Here is a 17,971-nt window from a genome sequence, read left to right on the forward strand (position 1 = left end):
ACTCCATGGGTTATCGGCGACGATAGGTGACGCGCTCACCGGCCGGGGCGCTGGCGAGATTCTCGCCGTCCCAGGCCACGACGCCGTTGACGATGGTGGCATCGATGCTGCCGCGCAGCGCCGTGTCTTCGAAAGGGCTCCAGCCACACTTGTAAAGCAGCGCATCACGCGTGACGGTAAAGCGTTTCTCCAGATCCACCAGCACCAGATCTGCCATATAGCCTTCGCGGATAAAGCCCCGATCGGCCAGCTCAAAGCGACGCGCCACATTGTGGCTGGTCTTTTCGACAATAGTGGTTAGCTCGAAGTGACCGGCATTGACCTGATCGAGCAGCGAGGAGAGGGCGTGTTGCACCAGCGGCATGCCGGACGGCGCTCCGAAATAGCTGTTGTCCTTCTCTGCCAGCGTATGGGGCGCATGGTCGGTAGCCACAATGTCGATGCGACCATCATTGACCGCATCGCGGATGGCCTGACGATCGGCGGCGGTCTTGATCGCCGGGTTGCACTTGATCCATGACCCCAGACGCTCATAATCCTCATCGCAGAACCACAGATGATGCACGCAGGCCTCGGCCGTGATCAGCTTGCCGTCCACGGGACCGGGCTCGAACAGGGCCATTTCATCAGCGGTCGTGAGATGCAGCACATGCAGGCGCGTGCCGTACCTGCGCGCCAGATCGATCGCCATGCTGGAGCTCTTGTAGCAGGCCTCGCGCGATCGAATATCGCCGTGGAGCGAGAAGGGTACCTGCTCGCCGAAACGCTCGCGGGCCCGGCGCTCGCCTTCCTGAACCATGGGCGTATCTTCACAGTGCGTGATAACCGGGATTTTTGCGTTGGCAAAAATGTCCTCGAGCGTCTGCGGCGCGTCCACCAGCATGTTGCCGGTCGAGGCGCCCATGAAGATCTTGATGCCGCAGGTGGTCGCCGGATCAAGCGCCTTGATGGCTTCCAGATTGTCGTTGCTCGCGCCGTGATAAAAGGCGTAATTGGCATGCGACCGGCCGCGTGCCAGCGCGTACTTGGCCTCAAGCGCCTCGCTATCCAGCGTCGGCGGCTTGACGTTGGGCATTTCCATATAGGTGGTAATGCCACCGGCCACCGCTGCTGCCGATTCCGTGGCCATATCGGCCTTGTGGGTCAGCCCCGGCTCACGAAAATGCACCTGATCATCGATCATGCCGGGAAGCAGATAACGCCCGCGTGCATCAATGATCCTTGCGGCATCACGCGACAGGGAAGGGCTCATGGCATTGATGCGCCCATCCTGCACGCCGATATCCAGTTCGCGAATGGTGCCTTCATTGACGACACGTGCATTGACGATCAGCAGATCGAACATGGCAAAAGACCTGTATTATTGGAAAAACGTACTGTTGGAAAAAAGGACATCATTGTCGATCAGCTTGACTGCTGACATTGCTGACAGACCCCGGACAGTTCGATGGTCTGCCGTTCGATTCGAAATCCGTGGCCGGCCGCCGTCTCTTCCAGACGGTGCATGGTGTCATGGTCGTGCATCTCTTCGACCAGGCCGCAGTGTCGACAGATCATGAGCTGGAAACCACGCGAATGGTCGGGGCACGGGCAGGCAACATAGGCATTCAGCGACTCGATGCGATGCACCAACCCCTGTTCGAGCAGAAAGTCCAGCGCCCGATACACCGTGGGCGGTCGCGCTGACGCATGCTCGCTGGAGAGGATATCCAGCAGCTCGTAGGCCTTGAGGCCGCTGGCGTGAGCGCTGATGATTTCAAAGACCCGGCGGCGAATGGGAGTAAATCGCACGTCGTTGTCATGACAGCGTGTTTCGGCCATGCGCAGCAGGCTGGATACATCAGGCATCGAATGTTCTCATCGTTGAAAGCGCAGAACAGCGTAGGGGATATGTGCTCATGGTAACGTCATCGGGCAGGGCCCGCACCTCACGAACTGACGATAACTGTTCGATCACCAGCTTCAAAACCGATCCAATCTCCCGCTGTTATATTTAACATAACCCAAGATTTTTTATGCAGATTTGCGACAGTCACCGATCAATAGTCCGACAAAGACAATTTTGGGCCAAAACGGAGCAGAAAAAGCGTTCTACTGATAAGCGTATGGTTTTGGCGGGTCATGTGACTGTGCCTTTCGGAGCAACGCCGGTATCCACCCATTATGCTGATTTCTACCTCGAGGCATCTCGTTGCAGATTTGCCTAACGAGATGGGTCAAAGCCTCGTGAGGGTAATGTCCCATGATGTTGCCATCGATAAAGCGGTTGACGAACTGCACAAAAGGGCATCTGGATAGCCCAAGGTTGATAAGCTCTCCGCCATCCATTAACAACGACACTTGAAGCGCCCTTCGGAAGATTACCGCGTTACGCTCATTTGGCAGTCATCTGTGCAAAAACTAATGCTCATATCCAGAGAGAACCATATATATCTCCTCGTAAAATCGGTTGTCACTAATTCTTTACTACCTTTATTAACGATTTATCTAACTCTTGTTTAAAACGGCACAGGATTTTTTTAAATTCCTTTTAAGATAGGTCGCCCTTGGTTAACCACATTATGGTCAAAGGAAGGGTAGTGATGTCTTCGGGGCAGGGGGAGCGTATCCCATGGATCGATGTTGCGAAGGGGTTTTGCATATTCGCGGTGGTCATGTACCACTTCAATATGTATGTTTTTCATGCTATGCCCACAGGAACTGAAACGATTCCCCAACTCTGGCAAATGATAATATCGGCATTGAAGCCGTTGCGTATGCCTTTGTTCTTCCTCATTTCGGGCTATCTGGCCAATGGTGCATTATTTTGTCGCGACTGGCCCAGAGTACGTACGCCCAAGGTGGCCATGCTGCTATGGGTATTTGCAATATGGACAGCCATTTACTGGAGTATGAATTTCCTTCTCCCGTCGTTGAATCCATGGTATTCGATGAACGAGCCGGGTGATAAACACCCCACGACGCTTTTAATTAACATCCTTACCGGCCGGTCCTCACTCTGGTATCTATATGCGTTGGCGTTGTATTTTTTGATGACTCGCGCGATGCGCAAGTCGGCGCTATTAACATTTACTGTGGCCGTATTTTTCGCTCAAGCTTTCATCTATGTGCCTGAAGAATGGTGGAACTACGCCAGCATGGCACGCTATTTCATATTCTTTGTTCTGGGTGCTTATTTCAAGCCCTTGATTACTCAATATTACAGGCACTGCCATATCGGAAGAATGTTTTTCATGCTCGCGCTAATGCTGTCCGGGATGGTGACAGCGAAAGTCTTCTATGAGCAATATGTTGGCATCTGGCGTGCTGTCATGGGTATCGTCACGGTATTAGTAGCAATCGACATATTCGCTTTTTTAAGCGAGCGCTTTTGCCTTCACTGGTTAAAGATACTGGGGCAGAGAACACTTCCGATATACGTATTACACATGTTTTTTATCTATTTTTGTGCAGCATTTATGCCAGTACCACGACATGTCTTATTGCAAGTGGTGGAACCTGTTGCCATGCCGATATTTGTGGTGATCGGCTCCCTTTTCGTATATCACATGATTCTTGCTATCGGTGGGCGCACCATGTTCGCGATGCCTCATACGGTACGCCGCGCGGCCTATAAGACCGGCCTGATCCAGCCAAGCTAGTGACAGTGACCTCTAGCCCGTGACTAAATGATGTACACTCTATGGCATACCTGTCAGACCCAACCAATGCTGATGCAAAAAGCCATCATTTTCTATCCGGGTCACTTCGCTGACATGAGTACGCCTTTTGCCTTTTTCATACCAGGACACAAAGTACTTGAATAGTCCTGGTTGGCATCAACGTTACAAATGTTTGAATTCGCTGGATTCCGATTACTATTTTATATTTAACATAATATATATTATGCGAAGTATCGCTGCATGGTCAGTACGACCTAACGTTGCAGGCACCGTAATGGGTTATATTCATTGCACCGCATGATGATATGTCGTTTTTCAGGAGAACCGTTCATGAAGCACTCACGCGCATCCACGGGTTCAACCCTTGCGCTTGCATTGGCAACCCTGTGCCTGCCGTCCATTGCGTTTGGCGCCTGCCAGGAAGTACGCGACCGGATTGCGCAGAATATTGAATCCAATGGTGTCGAGCCCATGGGCTACTCACTCGAAGTGATCCCGACCGCTGACGCCGATCAGGCTGAAGGCCAGATCGTGGGTCACTGCAACAACAATCAATACCAGATTGTCTATCAACGCTACTACCGGACCAGCAGCGCCGAAACCATGGAGGATGCCGCTGACGAGGATGACATCAATGACGCCTCGCCGGATACGCGGGAAAATGACGCGTCCGGCATGTCAGAGCGATCTTCGAGCGAGTCGAACGTCTCCGAGCCTTCCGCACCGGGTCAAACCGACGGGGCTACCGGGTCGGACGGTCGGCGCATCGAGACAACCGATATGCCGGTGGGTGCCGCATCATCCTGAGGATTATCCGGATCCGATGTTGCCTGACCATTAGTACCAAAAAAGCCTGCTCATGCGAGCAGGCTTTTTGATGTGAGCGGTCATGCAGTGCTTCAGTCTTCCGCCGGTGCGTAGGAGCCATCCTCGCGATGGACTTCCCGTCCGGTCAGCGGCGGATTGAAGACGCAGGCCACGGTCATGCCCTGTTCCTTGCCGCGCAGCCAGTGCTCGTCGTGCTGGTCCAGCAGATACATGTCGCCGGCCCTGATGGTGTGCTTCTTGCCATCGGCAATGGTTTCCACTTCTCCCTCGCCTTCGTAGCAAAAGACGGCTTCGATGTGATTCGTGTAGTGAATATGGGTCTCCGTACCCGGACGAATGCGGGTGATGTTGAAGGAAAACCCGCAGTTGTCCTCGGCCAGCATCAGGCGCGTGCTGTCCCAGTTGCCGTTTTCGGCTTCCACGAAACGGTCGGTCTTGCGGCACTCTTCAAGGTTACGAACGATCATCGATCTGGCTGCCTTCTCTGGTCATGATGAACAAGGGGTACTATCGATGCAGGCGCCATGCGCCCGCACCGCAACGTTACAGAGTTATTCAATGAGGCTTCGAATGCTTCTTTCAAGAAGGGTCAGACCCTGCTCGAGCTCGTCATCCGTGATGGTCAGCGGGCAGAGACACTTGACGACCTCGCCTGCCTGCCCGCTGGTTTCGATGATGAGCCCACGCTCAAAGGCGCCGTGCGTAATGTCATCAGCCAGCTCACCGCTGCCGACATCGATGCCGCGCATCATGCCGCGACCACGCTCTTTGGCGGGATGTCCGGCATCGCTGAGAAGTCCGGCCAGCATCTCGAAGCGTTGGCGAATGACTTCACCCTTGCGCTGAACTTCCTTTTCGAAGGTATCGTCCGCCCAGTAATGACGCAGTGTCTCGGCGGCTGTCACCATGGCCAGGGTATGGCCGCGGAAGGTGCCGTTGTACTGTCCCGGTGTCCATTTATCGAGATCGCGGTGCATCATCAGCATGGCAAACGGCAGCCCGTAGCCGGACAGTGACTTGGAGTTGGTCACCATGTCGGGCTTGATATCAGCGTGCTCGAAACTGAAGAACTTGCCCGTGCGGCCACAGCCGGCCTGAATATCATCCACGATCAGCAGGATATCGCGCTTTTTGCAGATCTCGGCCAGTCGCTTGATCCAGTCGATGGAGGCTGCATTGATACCGCCCTCGCCCTGCACCAGTTCAACAATGGCGGCTGCCGGGCGGTCAAGACCGCTGGATCTGTCGTCCAGCGCCTTCTCGACATAGTCGAGCGTATCCACGCCCTCGCCCATGTAGCCGTCATAGGGCATGAACTGGGCACCGGTGGCCGGCACTCCCAGTGCCTCGCGAAACTTGGCATTACCGGTAGTGGCCAGCGCGCCCATGGTGACGCCATGAAAACCGTTGGTGAAGGTCAGGATGTTGTGGCGCCCGGTAATCCGGCGTGCCAGACGGATGGCTGCTTCAACGGCATTGGTCCCGGTGGGTCCGGGCAGCTGAATCTTGTAATCCAGACCGCGCGGCTTGAGGATCAGCTCTTCAAGGGTCTGATAGAAATCCTGCTTGCCATGAGTCCAGAAATCGAGCCCGTGGACGATGCCGTCGCGCTCGATATAGTCCATCAGTGCCTTTTTCAGTACCGGATTGTTGTGCCCGTAGTTGAGCGTTCCGGCACCGGCGAGAAAATCGATGTACTGCTTGCCTTCGGTGCTCCAGAGATGGGCGCCGGCGGCGCGATCAAACACGATGGGAAAAGAGCGGGAATACGTGCGGACTTCGGATTCCATTCGTTCGAAATACTGTGTATCCATCTACAACACTCTCCCTTTGGCTGGTGATTCGGTCGGAAATTCAGACTGTCGTGATCAGATCTGCTGCGGATCGAAAGGCCCTATCCGTACCAGATTTTCTGGATCGTGTTCTCCACCAAGCTGTTCTTCGGAAAAATATTCACGGCTGTTGAGCGGTGCCTGCCAGCGCTGCGCCAGCCGCCTGAAAAGCCCCCATGACGCCTCGTTATCCGGTGTGATAGTGGTTTCCAGATGGCGCACGCCTGCCTGATGCTCACGCTTGAGGACGGTTTCGACCAGTTTGCGGGCCAGCCCCGTGCCTCTGGCCTTCTCGCCCACAGCGACCTGCCACAGAAAGAAGGTGTCCGGTGCGTTGGTCTTGACGTAGCCCGACATGAAACCAACGATTTCGCCATCGGCCAGCGTGGCCACGGCACAACGGTCACGAAACTGGGTTGCCAGAAGCAGGTAGGCGTAAGCGGAATTGACGTCCAGCGGCGGGCAGGCCTTGATAAGCTCATAGATGCCCCATCCATCATCGGTACCGGGTGGCCGAACCAGAATGGGTGTCTCTCCTTCGATAATCATCTCGGCCATATCAGGATGAGAGATATCGGATGAAGCCGTTGTCGTCTGATTGTTTGGTGTCATGGATATTTCGCAGTTGGCGAATTAGAGGGAGAGAATAACAACAACTTATAAGGCCATCAAATTTTTAAATTATGGTGCCACCCCTTTTTCATAACTCTTCATTATCACACTTGAAGCGATCTGCCTTTTGTATCAACACTACCGGCATCATTCCTTCGGATACCATTAACTATAGACAATAAAAAGCCGCCTGCCGGCGGCTTTCCAATTCATCATATGCATCAATACGTTACGTTCTCGTGACGCTGCGCAGCGTGACGAACTCCTCGGCGCTGGTGGGATGCACCCCGATGGTGGCATCAAAGTCGCGCTTGGTCAGCCGGGCACGCACGGCGATGGCCAGGCCCTGAATGAGCTCACCGGCCTCTTCGCCGACCATGTGAGCCCCCAGAACGCGGTCGGTACTGTCATCGACCACCAGCTTCATCAGGCAACGCTCGTCGCTGCCGGACAACGTGTGGCGCATGGGCTTGAAGTCCGTGGTATAGACACGAATGCTGTCACACTGCTCTCTGGCCTGCTCTTCGGTCAGCCCGACCGTGCCCATGTTGGGATGGCAGAAAACGGCGGTCGCCACGCTGTCGTAATCGATGGGCTCGGCGCTACCGCTGCCGTAATGAAGCTCAACCAGGCGCATGGCCTCCTCGAGCGCAACAGGGGTCAGTTCCGGCCCCTCAATGATATCGCCCAGCGCCAGAATTGATGGTACGGAGGTCTGGTACTGGTCATCGATTTTCAGCTTGCCATCGATCTCGCGCTCGACGTCGACATTTTCAAGCCCCAGCCCCTCAAAGCGCGGGCGTCGCCCGGTCGCGCCAAGAATGGCATCGACTTCCAGCGTTTCGCCGTTGCTGAGCTCCACGTCATAGACATCATCACGTTTTTCGATCCGGGTGATCGTGGCTTCGAAATGCAGGTTGACGCCCTTTTTGAGCATTTCATCACGGATGAAATCGCGTAGCTCATGGTCGAAGCCGCGCAGGAAAAGCGGACCCCGATAGGCCAGATGGGTCTGCGCCCCCAGACCGTTGAAGATACTGGCAAACTCGACGGCGATATAGCCGCCGCCCATGACCAGAAATCGCTCCGGGAAGGTCGGCAGATCAAAAATCTGATCCGAGGTCAGCACGTGCTCGCGCCCTTCAAATTCCGGCATCCAGGGCGTGCCGCCGGTGGCAATCAGAATTTTTTCGGCGCTGACGTGGCGACCGTTGACGGTGACCGTATGCGCATCAACGATCTCGGCACGGCCCTGAATCAGCTCAACGCCCGAATTGGACAAAAGCCTTTCGTAAATGCCGTTGAGACGCGAAATTTCCGCCTTCTTGTTGTCCCTGAGCACCGGCCATTCAAATCGCGGTGCACTGTCAAAGTGCCATCCAAAGCCCTGACTGTCTTCAAAGGCATCATGGAAATGGGCAGCATAGGAGTAGAGTTTCTTGGGCACGCAGCCCACGTTGACGCAGGTGCCTCCCAGGTATCGATCCTCGGCGATGGCTACCCTGATACCCTTGCCGGCTGCGGTGCGTGCAGCCCTGACGCCACCTGATCCTGCACCGATAACAAAAAGATCGACATCGTATTGCGACACGAGTGTTGCTCCAGCTAAAAAATATTTGAAACAGCGGCGCTTCCGTTGGAATCCTGCCCCGGGAATAATGGGTCATGATGCTATCACATGAGCGTGCGCCATGATCGTTCAGGCGTATTTACCATTCTCTATGTTGTTCATTGAAAAGGTCGTAAACAACGATGTGTGATCACAAAAGTCATCAGGACATATCACAGCTGCTCGAGCAGAATCGGCTCTGGGCCGATCAGATGGTAGAAAACGATCCCGACTTTTTCAGGCGTTTGTCCGATCAGCAAAATCCCGATTTCCTGTGGATCGGCTGTTCCGACAGTCGCGTGCCGGCCAATCAGATCGTCAACCTCCCCCCGGGCGAGGTGTTCGTACATCGCAATGTCGCCAATGTGCTGCATCACAATGACATGAATGCCCTGTCCGTGATCCAGTTCGCCGTGGACGTGCTCAAGGTCAAGCACATCATGATTGTGGGACACTATGGTTGCGGCGGTATCAAGGCAGCCGTTACCGGTGGTGATAACGGCATCGTCGATTACTGGCTCAACACCGTTCGCAATCTGTATCACCAGCACCAGGAGAGCCTGTCGCATCTGTCGCTGGACGAACAGGTCAACCGCATGTGCGAGCTCAACGTCAAAACGCAGGTGTCCAACCTGTGCCAGACCAAGATTCTGCAGCGTGCGTGGGAGCGGGAGCAGCCCGTCAGCGTCCACGGCTGGTGCTACAGCCTTGAAAACGGTCTGGTCAAGGATCTGGGCTGCACCGTCAAAACGCATGAAGAAGCCGAAGCCTTTCGGCTTGCCCGCTGACCCCATCACAACATCCGGACACCGGCCCGACAGACATCACATCAATAAACACAACAGAACTTGACCTGTCGTCAGCTCTCGGTGATAACAAGACCTCATCGTTTGCTGGCGTAAAGAGTCACCATGTCGGGCATGATCTACAAGGCCGGCTTTCGCGCCCCGCGCGGGCTGGCCAACCCACATCTTCAGACCCTGCTGCCGCTGCTGCTGCCCCGCGACAGGATTCGTCTTGAAACAGAGCTTCTGACACTGCCCGATGGTGACATCGTCGAGCTCAGCTGGGCGCACCCCTCGCCCGGCGATGCCCGGGCGCCGATCATGGTGCTGTTCCACGGGCTGGAAGGCTCCATCGATTCCCCCTACGCACGCATGCTCATGCGCACGGCCACCGATATGGGATGGCGTGCAGTATTGATGCATTTTCGAGGCTGCGGACGCGTTCCCAATCGCCATCTGCGCAGCTATCACGCTGGCGAGACGGCGGACGCCTACTGGATGCTGTCCCGGTTGACCCGACGCTACCCCAATGCCCTGAAAGTGGCTGTCGGCGTGTCACTGGGGGCCAATGTGCTGCTCAAGCTGGCAGCGGAACAGGGCGGGGACGGGCTCGATCTGGCCGGCGCCATCGCCATCAGCCCGCCGCTGGATCTGGCGGCCTCGTCGGATGCCATCAATATCGGTTTTGCCCGCTGCTATCAGCGCCACATTCTGAAATCGATGAAGCGCAAGGTGATGCGTCGGATGGAAGATGGCAGCCTGAGCCGGATCAATCGTCAAAAACTCAAGGAGCTGGATACCTTCTGGGCCTTTGATAATGAAATCACGGCGCCGCTGCACGGCTTTGCCTCAGCCACGGACTATTATCAGCGCGCTTCTTCGGGGTTCATGCTTCACCGTATCGAGCTCCCTACCCTGATACTGCATGCCGCCGACGACCCATTAATGCCCAGAAACCTGCTGGACCGACTGCCGATACCGTCAAGAAGTGTACGTATCGAGATGGCCGAGCATGGTGGCCATGTCGGCTTTATCGAACATCGTCAGGGGTTGCTGCGGCCATGGCTTGCCAGACGGGTCGCACAGCAACTCGAGAGCTGGCAGTGCGTACCCGGTAGACAGCATCACCATCAGCCGCTGGGTCGCAATCAGCCACTTGATTGACCCCCTGCCGGCCTGTCGGCGATCAGATCGGGCAGCTGACGCCCGTGCCCTTGAGGCCGCAGTAGCCCATCGGATTCTTGCTCAGATACTGTTGGTGGTACTCTTCGGCATAGTAGAAGGCCTCAAGCGAGGCGATCTCGGTGGTGATCTCTCCCTTGCCGCTCTCCTGCAGCGCCTGCTGATACTCTGCAAGGCTCTGCCGGGCAATGTCGCGCTGCTGCTCATCGCGCACCAGGATAATGGAGCGGTATTCATTGCCGATATCATTGCCCTGACGCATGCCCTGGGTGGGGTCGTGCGCCTCCCAGAACGTCTTGAGCAGCGCTGTCAGACTGACCTGCGATGGATCAAAGACCACGCGCACGACTTCGGCATGACCGGTCTTGCCGGTACAGACCTCATCGTAGGTCGGATTGGGCGTGTAGCCGCCGGCATAGCCGACCGCGGTCACCCAGACCCCCGGCAACTGCCAGAAAAGGCGTTCCGCACCCCAGAAACAGCCCAGCCCCAGCACGATCTCATCAAGGCCTTCGGGCGGCGGTGATGTAATGTCGCGGTCGTTGATGTGATGGACGCCGCTGATGTTAATGGGCGTATCACGCCCTGCCAGTGCTTCTTCCGCACCGGGCATACGCATTCTGTCGTATCCGAACATGATGCCTCCCATTCAATAATCGAAACGTCATAACCGTTAACAGGCTACAGGTTATCGGGGCTGACGGGGGAAAACACAAGCCCCCTCACTTCGAGAAACGGTCTTTTTCCATCAATACGGCCTGTCCGGCGTCCGGCCCAGGCTGAAGGTATAGATCAGATCAACCGCCTGATTGGCGCCTGATACGGCCTGGAGATACAGGTTCTGAATCAGTCGATAGCGCAGGGTCAGCTCGGCAATCGAGGAAAAAAGCCCCACGCCATAACTGACCTGGAAGTCGTCAAAGAGATAGCCGCTGACCACCACCTGGCTGTCATCACCGCTGCCGGAGGTGTCCAGCGACAGATCCTCGATGCCAAAACTCTCACCCAGCTGACCGATGGCCTTGCCGCTTCTGGACAGCGACAGTCCGATCAGGGCCGAGGTCAGCATGCCGTCGCTGTCGCCGTCGGCATCCGGTGCCCGTCCGCGCAGCAGATAAGAGAGCGCTCGCGACTCGTTCATGCCCGGCTCCGAGAAGACGTCCAGTTCAGGCTGATCCGCCGGACCGGATACTCGCAGTCCGGCAATGACGTTATCGGCCGTGCTATCCGGGTTTCGGATGGCATCAATGTTGAGATAGGGCTGGCCGGGTGGACCACTGAACAGCACCTGCCCGCGACGAATCAACAGATCCTGACCAAAGGCCTGGAAGCGGCCGTCCTCGAGGGATACGTCCCCGAAAAGCTGGAGCTGGCTGGCGCTCTGACGAACATTGAGCCTGCCCTCCACGTTGGCGTTCAGGCCGTAGGCTTCCAGCTGGACGTCATCCCCCACGATAATGTTGACGCCAACGTTGACTTCCATGCCGGCTGCCTCGAGATCCTGGGTATTGGCCCAGGCCAGCTGGCGATCGATCTCGCTGGTCGCCTCGACCGCACCCGGCTTCTGCTGGCGTGCCTCGTACTCCTCGCGGGTGACGATGACCTCATCGGAAGAGGGCTTGACGGCCGAGGCCGGAATCTGCCCGATCTCGAGACGTGCCCAGGGGATCCGTACGTCGCCATTGATGTCCAGACGCTGCGGATTGGCAGCCACCCTGATATCAGGCGCCACCCGCAGTCGCCCGAATTCCGGCATGCGGATTTCAAGCGGCGCGTTGCGACCGTTGAGCGCCATGCCGGCCTGCCAGTTTTCGGTCGTCGGCCAGTTGGCAGTGCCATCAAGATTCCAGCGGGCGTTGCCGACCTGCAGATAGCCTTCCAGAGTGCCGCGATCCCCCTGAAAGTTCATGGCCATGCGGGCATCATCCAGCCCCACCGGCAGCTGACTGCCGCGGGCGCGAACATCAGCGAGCACCATGCTGCCATTGAGACGCGGTTCGATCAGGGTACCGGAGAGCCCGACGTCGCCGTTGAGCTGGCCGTTCAATTCATTCAGGGCGGCGACCAGTGGCGTATAGGGAGACAGTGTCACCCCGTCGACCTGTAACCTGCCAGCCAGCGTTCGACTGCCCAGCGGGTCGCCGATATCGGCATTCAGACGGAGGCTGCCGGCATCGCGCAGGTTCAGGTCCAGCCGGGCCTGCGCCCGCTCGGGGGTGGCCTCGGCAGTGACGCGAATGCCCAGCTGCGGCAGGGAAAAGGGCTGGCCCTGCGCATTCCGGCCGCGGACATCCACCTGGCTGCTCAGATCGGTATCGACGTTCCAGCGATTTCCCGCCTGTGACCATTGCGCATTGACATCACCTTCGAGGCCACCGGCTAGCCGCCATTCGTCTGGTAGATAGTCGTTGGTCAGCGCCAGATCGATATCGGAAAGGCGCAGCGCTGCCCGGCCGCTGTCGGCCCCGGCCTGAAGGGTGTCGACCGAACACAGTCGCCCTCCCTGCTGCCTGACCAGGCAAAACGGTGACGCGGTGACACTGGATTGATCCAGCAGTGCCGTGAATTTCAGCGGCCCATCGAGGGCGATATCGCCGCCCTGCGGCGCGCTGACATTCAGTGACGATATCGCTCCGGCGTAGCGCTGTCCGGCCTGGTCCAGACTGCCATCCAATGCCATGCGCACCCGTCTGACGGGCAGACCATCGCCGCCGTCCACATCCAGCGTCAGACGATGCTGTTGCAGGGTGCCGTTGAGCGCCGTGCTCACCTGACGAATCCGTTGCTCGGCGGCGCTGATATCGCTGGCATCAAGATCGACCTCGAAGCTCGTGTTATCCAGTCCCTGCGCCCTGGCAACCAGGCGCAGCGCGCCGATGCGATTGTCCTGATAGCGAAGCCCCTGACCGCGCAGATCGATGTTGCCATTGGGATTATCCAGTGTGCCCCTGAGCCTGATCTGCCCATTGGCACTTCCTCCCAGATCCGGCAGGACCGTGCCCAGCGCCGGTGCCGTGATATCGGCATCCAGTGACAGCCGATCACCGACATCACCGCTGGCCGACAACCGGTTGTTGCCCTGGCGCAGATCCAGCTGTGCGATGTGCCACTGCATGTCGCTATTGCCGTTCAAGCGGCCTTTCAGCGAAAGCGCTCGCTCCTGCAGCGTGCCATCAATGGCAAGCTCGGGCACCTCGACACGCCAATCATCGCCCTGCTGCTGGAAACCGGCGCGCAGTTTGCCGTTGAGACGGCCGGTGACCGCATCGGTAAAGTTCTCCAATCGCAGATTGTGGAAATCAAGCGATGACGCCACATTCAGCGACGGTGACCATGTCGCCGTACCACGGGCTTCCACCCTGCCGTCACCGGTGGTCACCGTGAGTGGCACCCAGCTGAAGTGGGCAATATCCCCCTCGCCTTCCAGACGAATATCCAGTGGTGAGAGGTTCGAGCCTTCTACATGAGCGGCTGTCGCGAGCTGATAGCCATCAAGCGAGCCCTCGGCATTGATGTCGATATCCCGGGCACGCCATGTCGCCACGCCGGGCTCATCCTCGAGCGGCCAGCGCACCTGTGGGCTCGACATCTGCAGCCTGAACGGCAGCTCGGGGGCCAGCAGATCGGCATGGGCGCTCAGGGCTGCCTCGACGGGCCCACCGGCATCGAGGGACACATTCAGATCCGAGAGCGCGCCATGCACGTCAACTTCGACATGTTCCCCTTCAACGGGGGCCTGCATTACATCGGCCACCATCGACAGTGTCAGCGGGTAATCATCCCTGAGCGAGGCCCGAGCGCTCATGGACAGTTGTGCAATGGAGGAATCCAGCGTGAGCTGGGGCAGCTCGATATCGGAGCCGCTGGTCCGGACAGCCAGCGCCAGCCGATGGACCACCACAGGGGTTTCCCCATCGAGTCGCAGTCGGTTAATGGCCACATCCTCTGCATCGATATCCAGCGGCAGCGTGATTTCGGGCATGACAATGCGCCCTTGATCATCCGTTTCACCGATGACGTCGGCCAGCGGATTGGCCAGCGGCCCTTGACCGAGTTTGGCCAATGTTTCCAGAACGGTGGGCGGCTCGGGATTGGCAACCCTGATGGCACCGTCGATGGCGCTGGAAGCAAGTGCAAAATCAACATCATCGGTCAACAGTAGTGCTGGTGCGGCTGCCACCACCGATTCGGCGGCGGCCATGGCCTGTGCGGTAATCATGTCGGGGCGCACAACACGCCGGGCCGTACGTACATCCACGCTCGAATCGAGAAGGTCGGGCTGATCCAGCCCTGCTGTCGAGGCAGGGACAACCCGAGTGTCTTCCAGCCGTGTTTCCCCGAGCGTGAGATGGCTGCCTTCAAACACGGCGCTGCTGTGAAAGTGGCCCAGTTCGACGCGGGTGCCGTCGGCCAGACGCAGACGGACATCGTCCAGGCGCAGGTCACGCAGTTCGATGGGCAATGGCGTACTGATTCGCGCCATGGTCGAATCGTCGTCCGCGGTATCGGGCGCTGTGCTGTCGCCACCGCGCAGAACAACGTCAACGCCACTGACCTGCAGCCGATCCAGGCACAGCCGACCTCGCAGCAGGCAGTCACTGCTCCAGTGCAGTGCAAATTGCTCGACATCCAGCCGAAGCGCGGGCAGTTCCAGATGCAGGCCCTGCAGGGTAAAATCATCCAGTAGCGCGCCTTCGGCGTGCTCATAGGTCATGATACCGCGTGACTGCGCCTGCTCGAGCAGTTTGGAAGTCCCCCACGGCGAGAGGACAACGCCTGCCACGATAAGGATCATCGCCAGTAGCGTCACCGCGATCCAGAGGATAGCGCGTGGCAGTAACATCAAAACTCGGGACCGATGCCGAAGTGCAGGCGCCAAGAGTCCTCCTCACTGTCAAAGGGATGGGCGATATCCAGACGAACCGGCCCAACGGGTGAAATCCATCGCACGCCGACGCCGGCGCTGGTCTTGAGCTCGTCCGGCCACCAGTCATTGAAGGCGTTGCCGGTATCCACAAAGGTCGCGCCCCACCAGTTGTTGACCACCTGGCGCTGGTATTCCAGAGAGCCGACCAGCAGGTGCTTGCCGCCCAGAAGATCCCCATCGCTGTTTTCAGGCGAAATGGTTTCGTACTCATAACCCCGCACGCTGCTGTCACCGCCGGTGAAAAAGCGCAGCGAAGGCGGTACCTGACTGAAATTATCCGTGCTTGTTGCCCCTACCGTGGCACGGCCTACAAAGCGATTGTCCTCACCGAGGCTGCGGATCCACTGGCTGTTGAGACGGGTCCGCAGGAAGTTGGCGTCCGAACCCCAGGCATCGCTTGAGCCTTCAATGAGAATGTCCTGGCGGTCTCCCCACATGGGAAAGCGAGTGTTATCGGCACGCGTACGCGTCCAGCTCATGCCCGGGATGAAAAGCACAACCTTGTCCTCTTCATCTCCCTGGGTGAAATCCTCATAGGTAGTCCGCAGGTAGGCATTTTGTACCCAGTCGTTTTCGAACCGCCATTCCCGGCCGAAAGACACCGAGCTTTCGAAACTGCGGGTATCACTTTCGCTGCGGTCGGTATTCTGGAAACCGTAACGCATATAGTAGTTGTCACGCGCCGGATTCCTGAGCGGTACATTGTACTCCCCGACCAGCGTCTGCTCGGGGCCGGAAAGGCTCAGATCGTTATTGAGGCTATGCCCCTGATCATTGAGCCAGGGCATGTTCCAGCCAAAATTGACTCGAGGTCCTACGTCGGTGGAGTAACCAATACCGGTTTCGAATTTGTGGCGATCTTCCGGTGTCACACTGACATCGATGGGCACGGTCGCGCGCTGTGGCCTTTCCTGCGTGTTGAGCGCGTCGCGAAAGTTGCTGCTTTCGCTGTCGTCACCCTCTCCTTCAACACGCGCATCAGGTGACGATGTCACCATGGGTGAGCGCGTCTGGCGAGCGCTTTCATCAAGGCGGGGGCGAACGCTGATGCTTCGAAACCAGCCCGACTCGCCCAGGCGCTGGCTATAACGCGCCACTTCCGTGGCCAGATACCGGTCATTGAGGTCAAAGGGTGCCATCCTGCGCAGGCGCTCATCACGAATCTGGCTGCCGGTGACAAAAATATCGCCGAATCGATAGCGCTCGCCGCTTTCAAACACCAGCGTGATATAAGCGGCATGCTCCCAAGGGTGAACCTCGATACGGCTTTGGCGATAGCGGGCATCGAAATAGCCACGCTCCAGCGCCAGCGCCGTCAGGCGCGACTTGAGCGTATCGTAGGGCGTATGTAGAAGGCGTTTGCCCTCCATGTCTCCCAGCGCGCTGGCCTCGAGCGCCTGCTGAAAGGGCTCGTCATTATCGGCCTCCCCCTCGATGCGAACTACTACCGAACGCACGCGAACGGCCCGGCCACGATCGACATTAACCGTGACCTCTTCGCGATCCTGAAAGCTGACCGAAATGTCGGGCTCATAATAGCCATAGGGTTTCAGGGCATCCCTGACCCTTTGCGTGACCTCGGCACTGTAGCCCTGCACGTCGGCATTTTCGGGAATCTCCAGGGATTGCAGGTAGTTGCTGATATTGGTGGCCAGCTCTCCCCGTACCCCTGTGACGTTGGCATCGATGGCCAGTACGGCAGGGGCCTGACCGAGGCCGGTGCCCATCAGCGTCAGTAGCAGCAACTTTCGGGTGAGCGTACCGGCGATCGGACGGTTACGAAAAAAGGATCGCATAACGTTCAGGAGGTTCCTCAATGATATGAATCACACCACATGTCATACGTCAGGGATCGAGAACATCCCGAAGCGACTCTTGGGTGGCATGCAGGCGTGTCTGGCTCTTCTGAAGCCGTTCGGTCTGCTCACCCAGCTCATCAATCCGCGCTTCAAGCGACGCCAGCATCTGTTGTTGATCCGCCACGCTGGCGGTCAGCGTTTCCAGCTGCTGACGGTTTTTCTCCATTTCCTTCAGCTGATTCGACAGCTCGGCGTCAGTATTATCCAGATCTTCAAAGCGCGCATCATAGGTACCTTTAAGACCTTCGATAACTGCATCCAGCGACTCTAATGATCGCTGCAATGACCCGAGCGTTTGTTGACGTAACGCATCGGCCCTTTCCAGCTGCTCCAGCCGGGAGTCCTGATCATCATTGCCGGCCTGCTGCTCGAGCTGCTGTTGCAGGGTCTCGAGCTGTGTGCGCTGGGCCTGCTGCTCGCTTCGGATGCCTTCAAGCACGTGTTCGAGATTGTCCGACATTTCCCGGCGATCCGCGGCCACCTGCTGCGCCCTGTCCGTCAGTGTTGACATCCTGTCCATCCAGTGCTGACGATCCTGATAATACTGCACCCCCATGGCAACGATGGCGGCAGCAAGCAACAGCAGGAGGACATACAGCGGCCACAGGGGCGCTCTGCGGGCACCACGGCCAGGGCCGGCAGCGCGTGGTTCCGTACGGGTCGAATACGCAGCGT

Annotated in this window: 14 protein-coding genes; 4 read left to right on the plus strand and 10 right to left on the minus strand. The window is 57.7% G+C overall.

The annotated features are described in order from the left end of the window. Nucleotides 1-10: 10 nt before the first annotated feature. Together M1D97_RS08325 and M1D97_RS08330 are read right to left on the minus strand one after the other, a co-directional pair. Complete coding sequence (locus tag M1D97_RS08325; RefSeq protein WP_456267280.1) at nucleotides 11-1,345, minus strand: dihydroorotase; 1,335 nt, start codon at nucleotides 1,343-1,345, stop codon at nucleotides 11-13. Between the two features lie 59 nt (nucleotides 1,346-1,404). Continuing rightward, nucleotides 1,405-1,848, minus strand: coding sequence for a Fur family transcriptional regulator (locus M1D97_RS08330; protein ID WP_456267281.1), 444 nt, complete (start codon nucleotides 1,846-1,848; stop codon nucleotides 1,405-1,407). A 734-nt stretch (nucleotides 1,849-2,582) separates the two neighbouring features. Between M1D97_RS08330 and M1D97_RS08335 the strand changes: the two genes are divergently transcribed. Both M1D97_RS08335 and M1D97_RS08340 read left to right on the plus strand, forming a co-directional pair. Beyond that, complete coding sequence (locus M1D97_RS08335; RefSeq protein WP_456267282.1) at nucleotides 2,583-3,641, plus strand: acyltransferase family protein; 1,059 nt, start codon at nucleotides 2,583-2,585, stop codon at nucleotides 3,639-3,641. A 351-nt stretch (nucleotides 3,642-3,992) separates the two neighbouring features. Next, nucleotides 3,993-4,469, plus strand: coding sequence for a DUF1161 domain-containing protein (locus tag M1D97_RS08340; RefSeq protein ID WP_456267283.1), 477 nt, complete (start codon nucleotides 3,993-3,995; stop codon nucleotides 4,467-4,469). 92 nt (nucleotides 4,470-4,561) lie between these two features. On the opposite strand, the gene M1D97_RS08345 is transcribed toward M1D97_RS08340, so the two are convergent. The 4 genes from M1D97_RS08345 to gorA form a co-directional block, all read right to left on the minus strand. Further along, on the minus strand, nucleotides 4,562-4,957 hold the full coding sequence (locus tag M1D97_RS08345; RefSeq protein WP_456267284.1) for an ectoine synthase: 396 nt from the start codon (nucleotides 4,955-4,957) through the stop codon (nucleotides 4,562-4,564). A gap of 84 nt (nucleotides 4,958-5,041) precedes the next feature. Further along, on the minus strand, nucleotides 5,042-6,304 hold the full coding sequence (gene ectB, locus M1D97_RS08350) for a diaminobutyrate--2-oxoglutarate transaminase (protein ID WP_456267285.1): 1,263 nt from the start codon (nucleotides 6,302-6,304) through the stop codon (nucleotides 5,042-5,044). A gap of 54 nt (nucleotides 6,305-6,358) precedes the next feature. After that, nucleotides 6,359-6,880: a diaminobutyrate acetyltransferase gene (gene ectA / locus M1D97_RS08355; RefSeq protein ID WP_456270197.1), complete on the minus strand. Its 522-nt coding sequence runs from the start codon at nucleotides 6,878-6,880 to the stop codon at nucleotides 6,359-6,361. A gap of 283 nt (nucleotides 6,881-7,163) precedes the next feature. Further along, a complete protein-coding gene (gene gorA / locus M1D97_RS08360; RefSeq protein WP_456267286.1) occupies nucleotides 7,164-8,525 on the minus strand; it encodes a glutathione-disulfide reductase in 1,362 nt (453 codons plus the stop codon). 161 nt (nucleotides 8,526-8,686) lie between these two features. Here gorA and can point away from each other — a divergent pair, with 161 nt between their 5' ends. Together can and M1D97_RS08370 are read left to right on the plus strand one after the other, a co-directional pair. Continuing rightward, complete coding sequence (gene can, locus M1D97_RS08365) at nucleotides 8,687-9,331, plus strand: carbonate dehydratase (protein WP_456267287.1); 645 nt, start codon at nucleotides 8,687-8,689, stop codon at nucleotides 9,329-9,331. A gap of 123 nt (nucleotides 9,332-9,454) precedes the next feature. Further along, nucleotides 9,455-10,492 carry a hydrolase gene (locus tag M1D97_RS08370; protein ID WP_456267288.1) on the plus strand — a complete coding sequence of 346 codons (1,038 nt, stop codon included), beginning with the start codon at nucleotides 9,455-9,457 and terminating at the stop codon, nucleotides 10,490-10,492. A 22-nt stretch (nucleotides 10,493-10,514) separates the two neighbouring features. On the opposite strand, the gene msrA is transcribed toward M1D97_RS08370, so the two are convergent. From msrA to M1D97_RS08390, 4 genes are all read right to left on the minus strand, one after another. Continuing rightward, nucleotides 10,515-11,123: a peptide-methionine (S)-S-oxide reductase MsrA gene (gene msrA, locus M1D97_RS08375; RefSeq protein ID WP_456270198.1), complete on the minus strand. Its 609-nt coding sequence runs from the start codon at nucleotides 11,121-11,123 to the stop codon at nucleotides 10,515-10,517. 135 nt (nucleotides 11,124-11,258) lie between these two features. Beyond that, nucleotides 11,259-15,353 (minus strand): autotransporter assembly complex protein TamB, encoded by a 4,095-nt coding sequence (gene tamB, locus M1D97_RS08380; RefSeq protein WP_456267289.1) that lies wholly within the window; start codon nucleotides 15,351-15,353, stop codon nucleotides 11,259-11,261. Then, nucleotides 15,353-17,233, minus strand: a complete 1,881-nt coding sequence (gene tamA, locus M1D97_RS08385; protein WP_456267290.1) for an autotransporter assembly complex protein TamA — start codon at nucleotides 17,231-17,233, stop codon at nucleotides 15,353-15,355. Before tamA ends, tamB begins: the two co-directional genes overlap by 1 nt. Nucleotides 17,234-17,282: 49 nt before the next feature. Beyond that, nucleotides 17,283-17,807, minus strand: a complete 525-nt coding sequence (locus tag M1D97_RS08390) for a hypothetical protein (RefSeq protein WP_456267291.1) — start codon at nucleotides 17,805-17,807, stop codon at nucleotides 17,283-17,285. Nucleotides 17,808-17,971: the final 164 nt, after the last annotated feature.

The sequence above is a fragment of the Kushneria sp. AK178 genome (assembly GCF_053903105.1).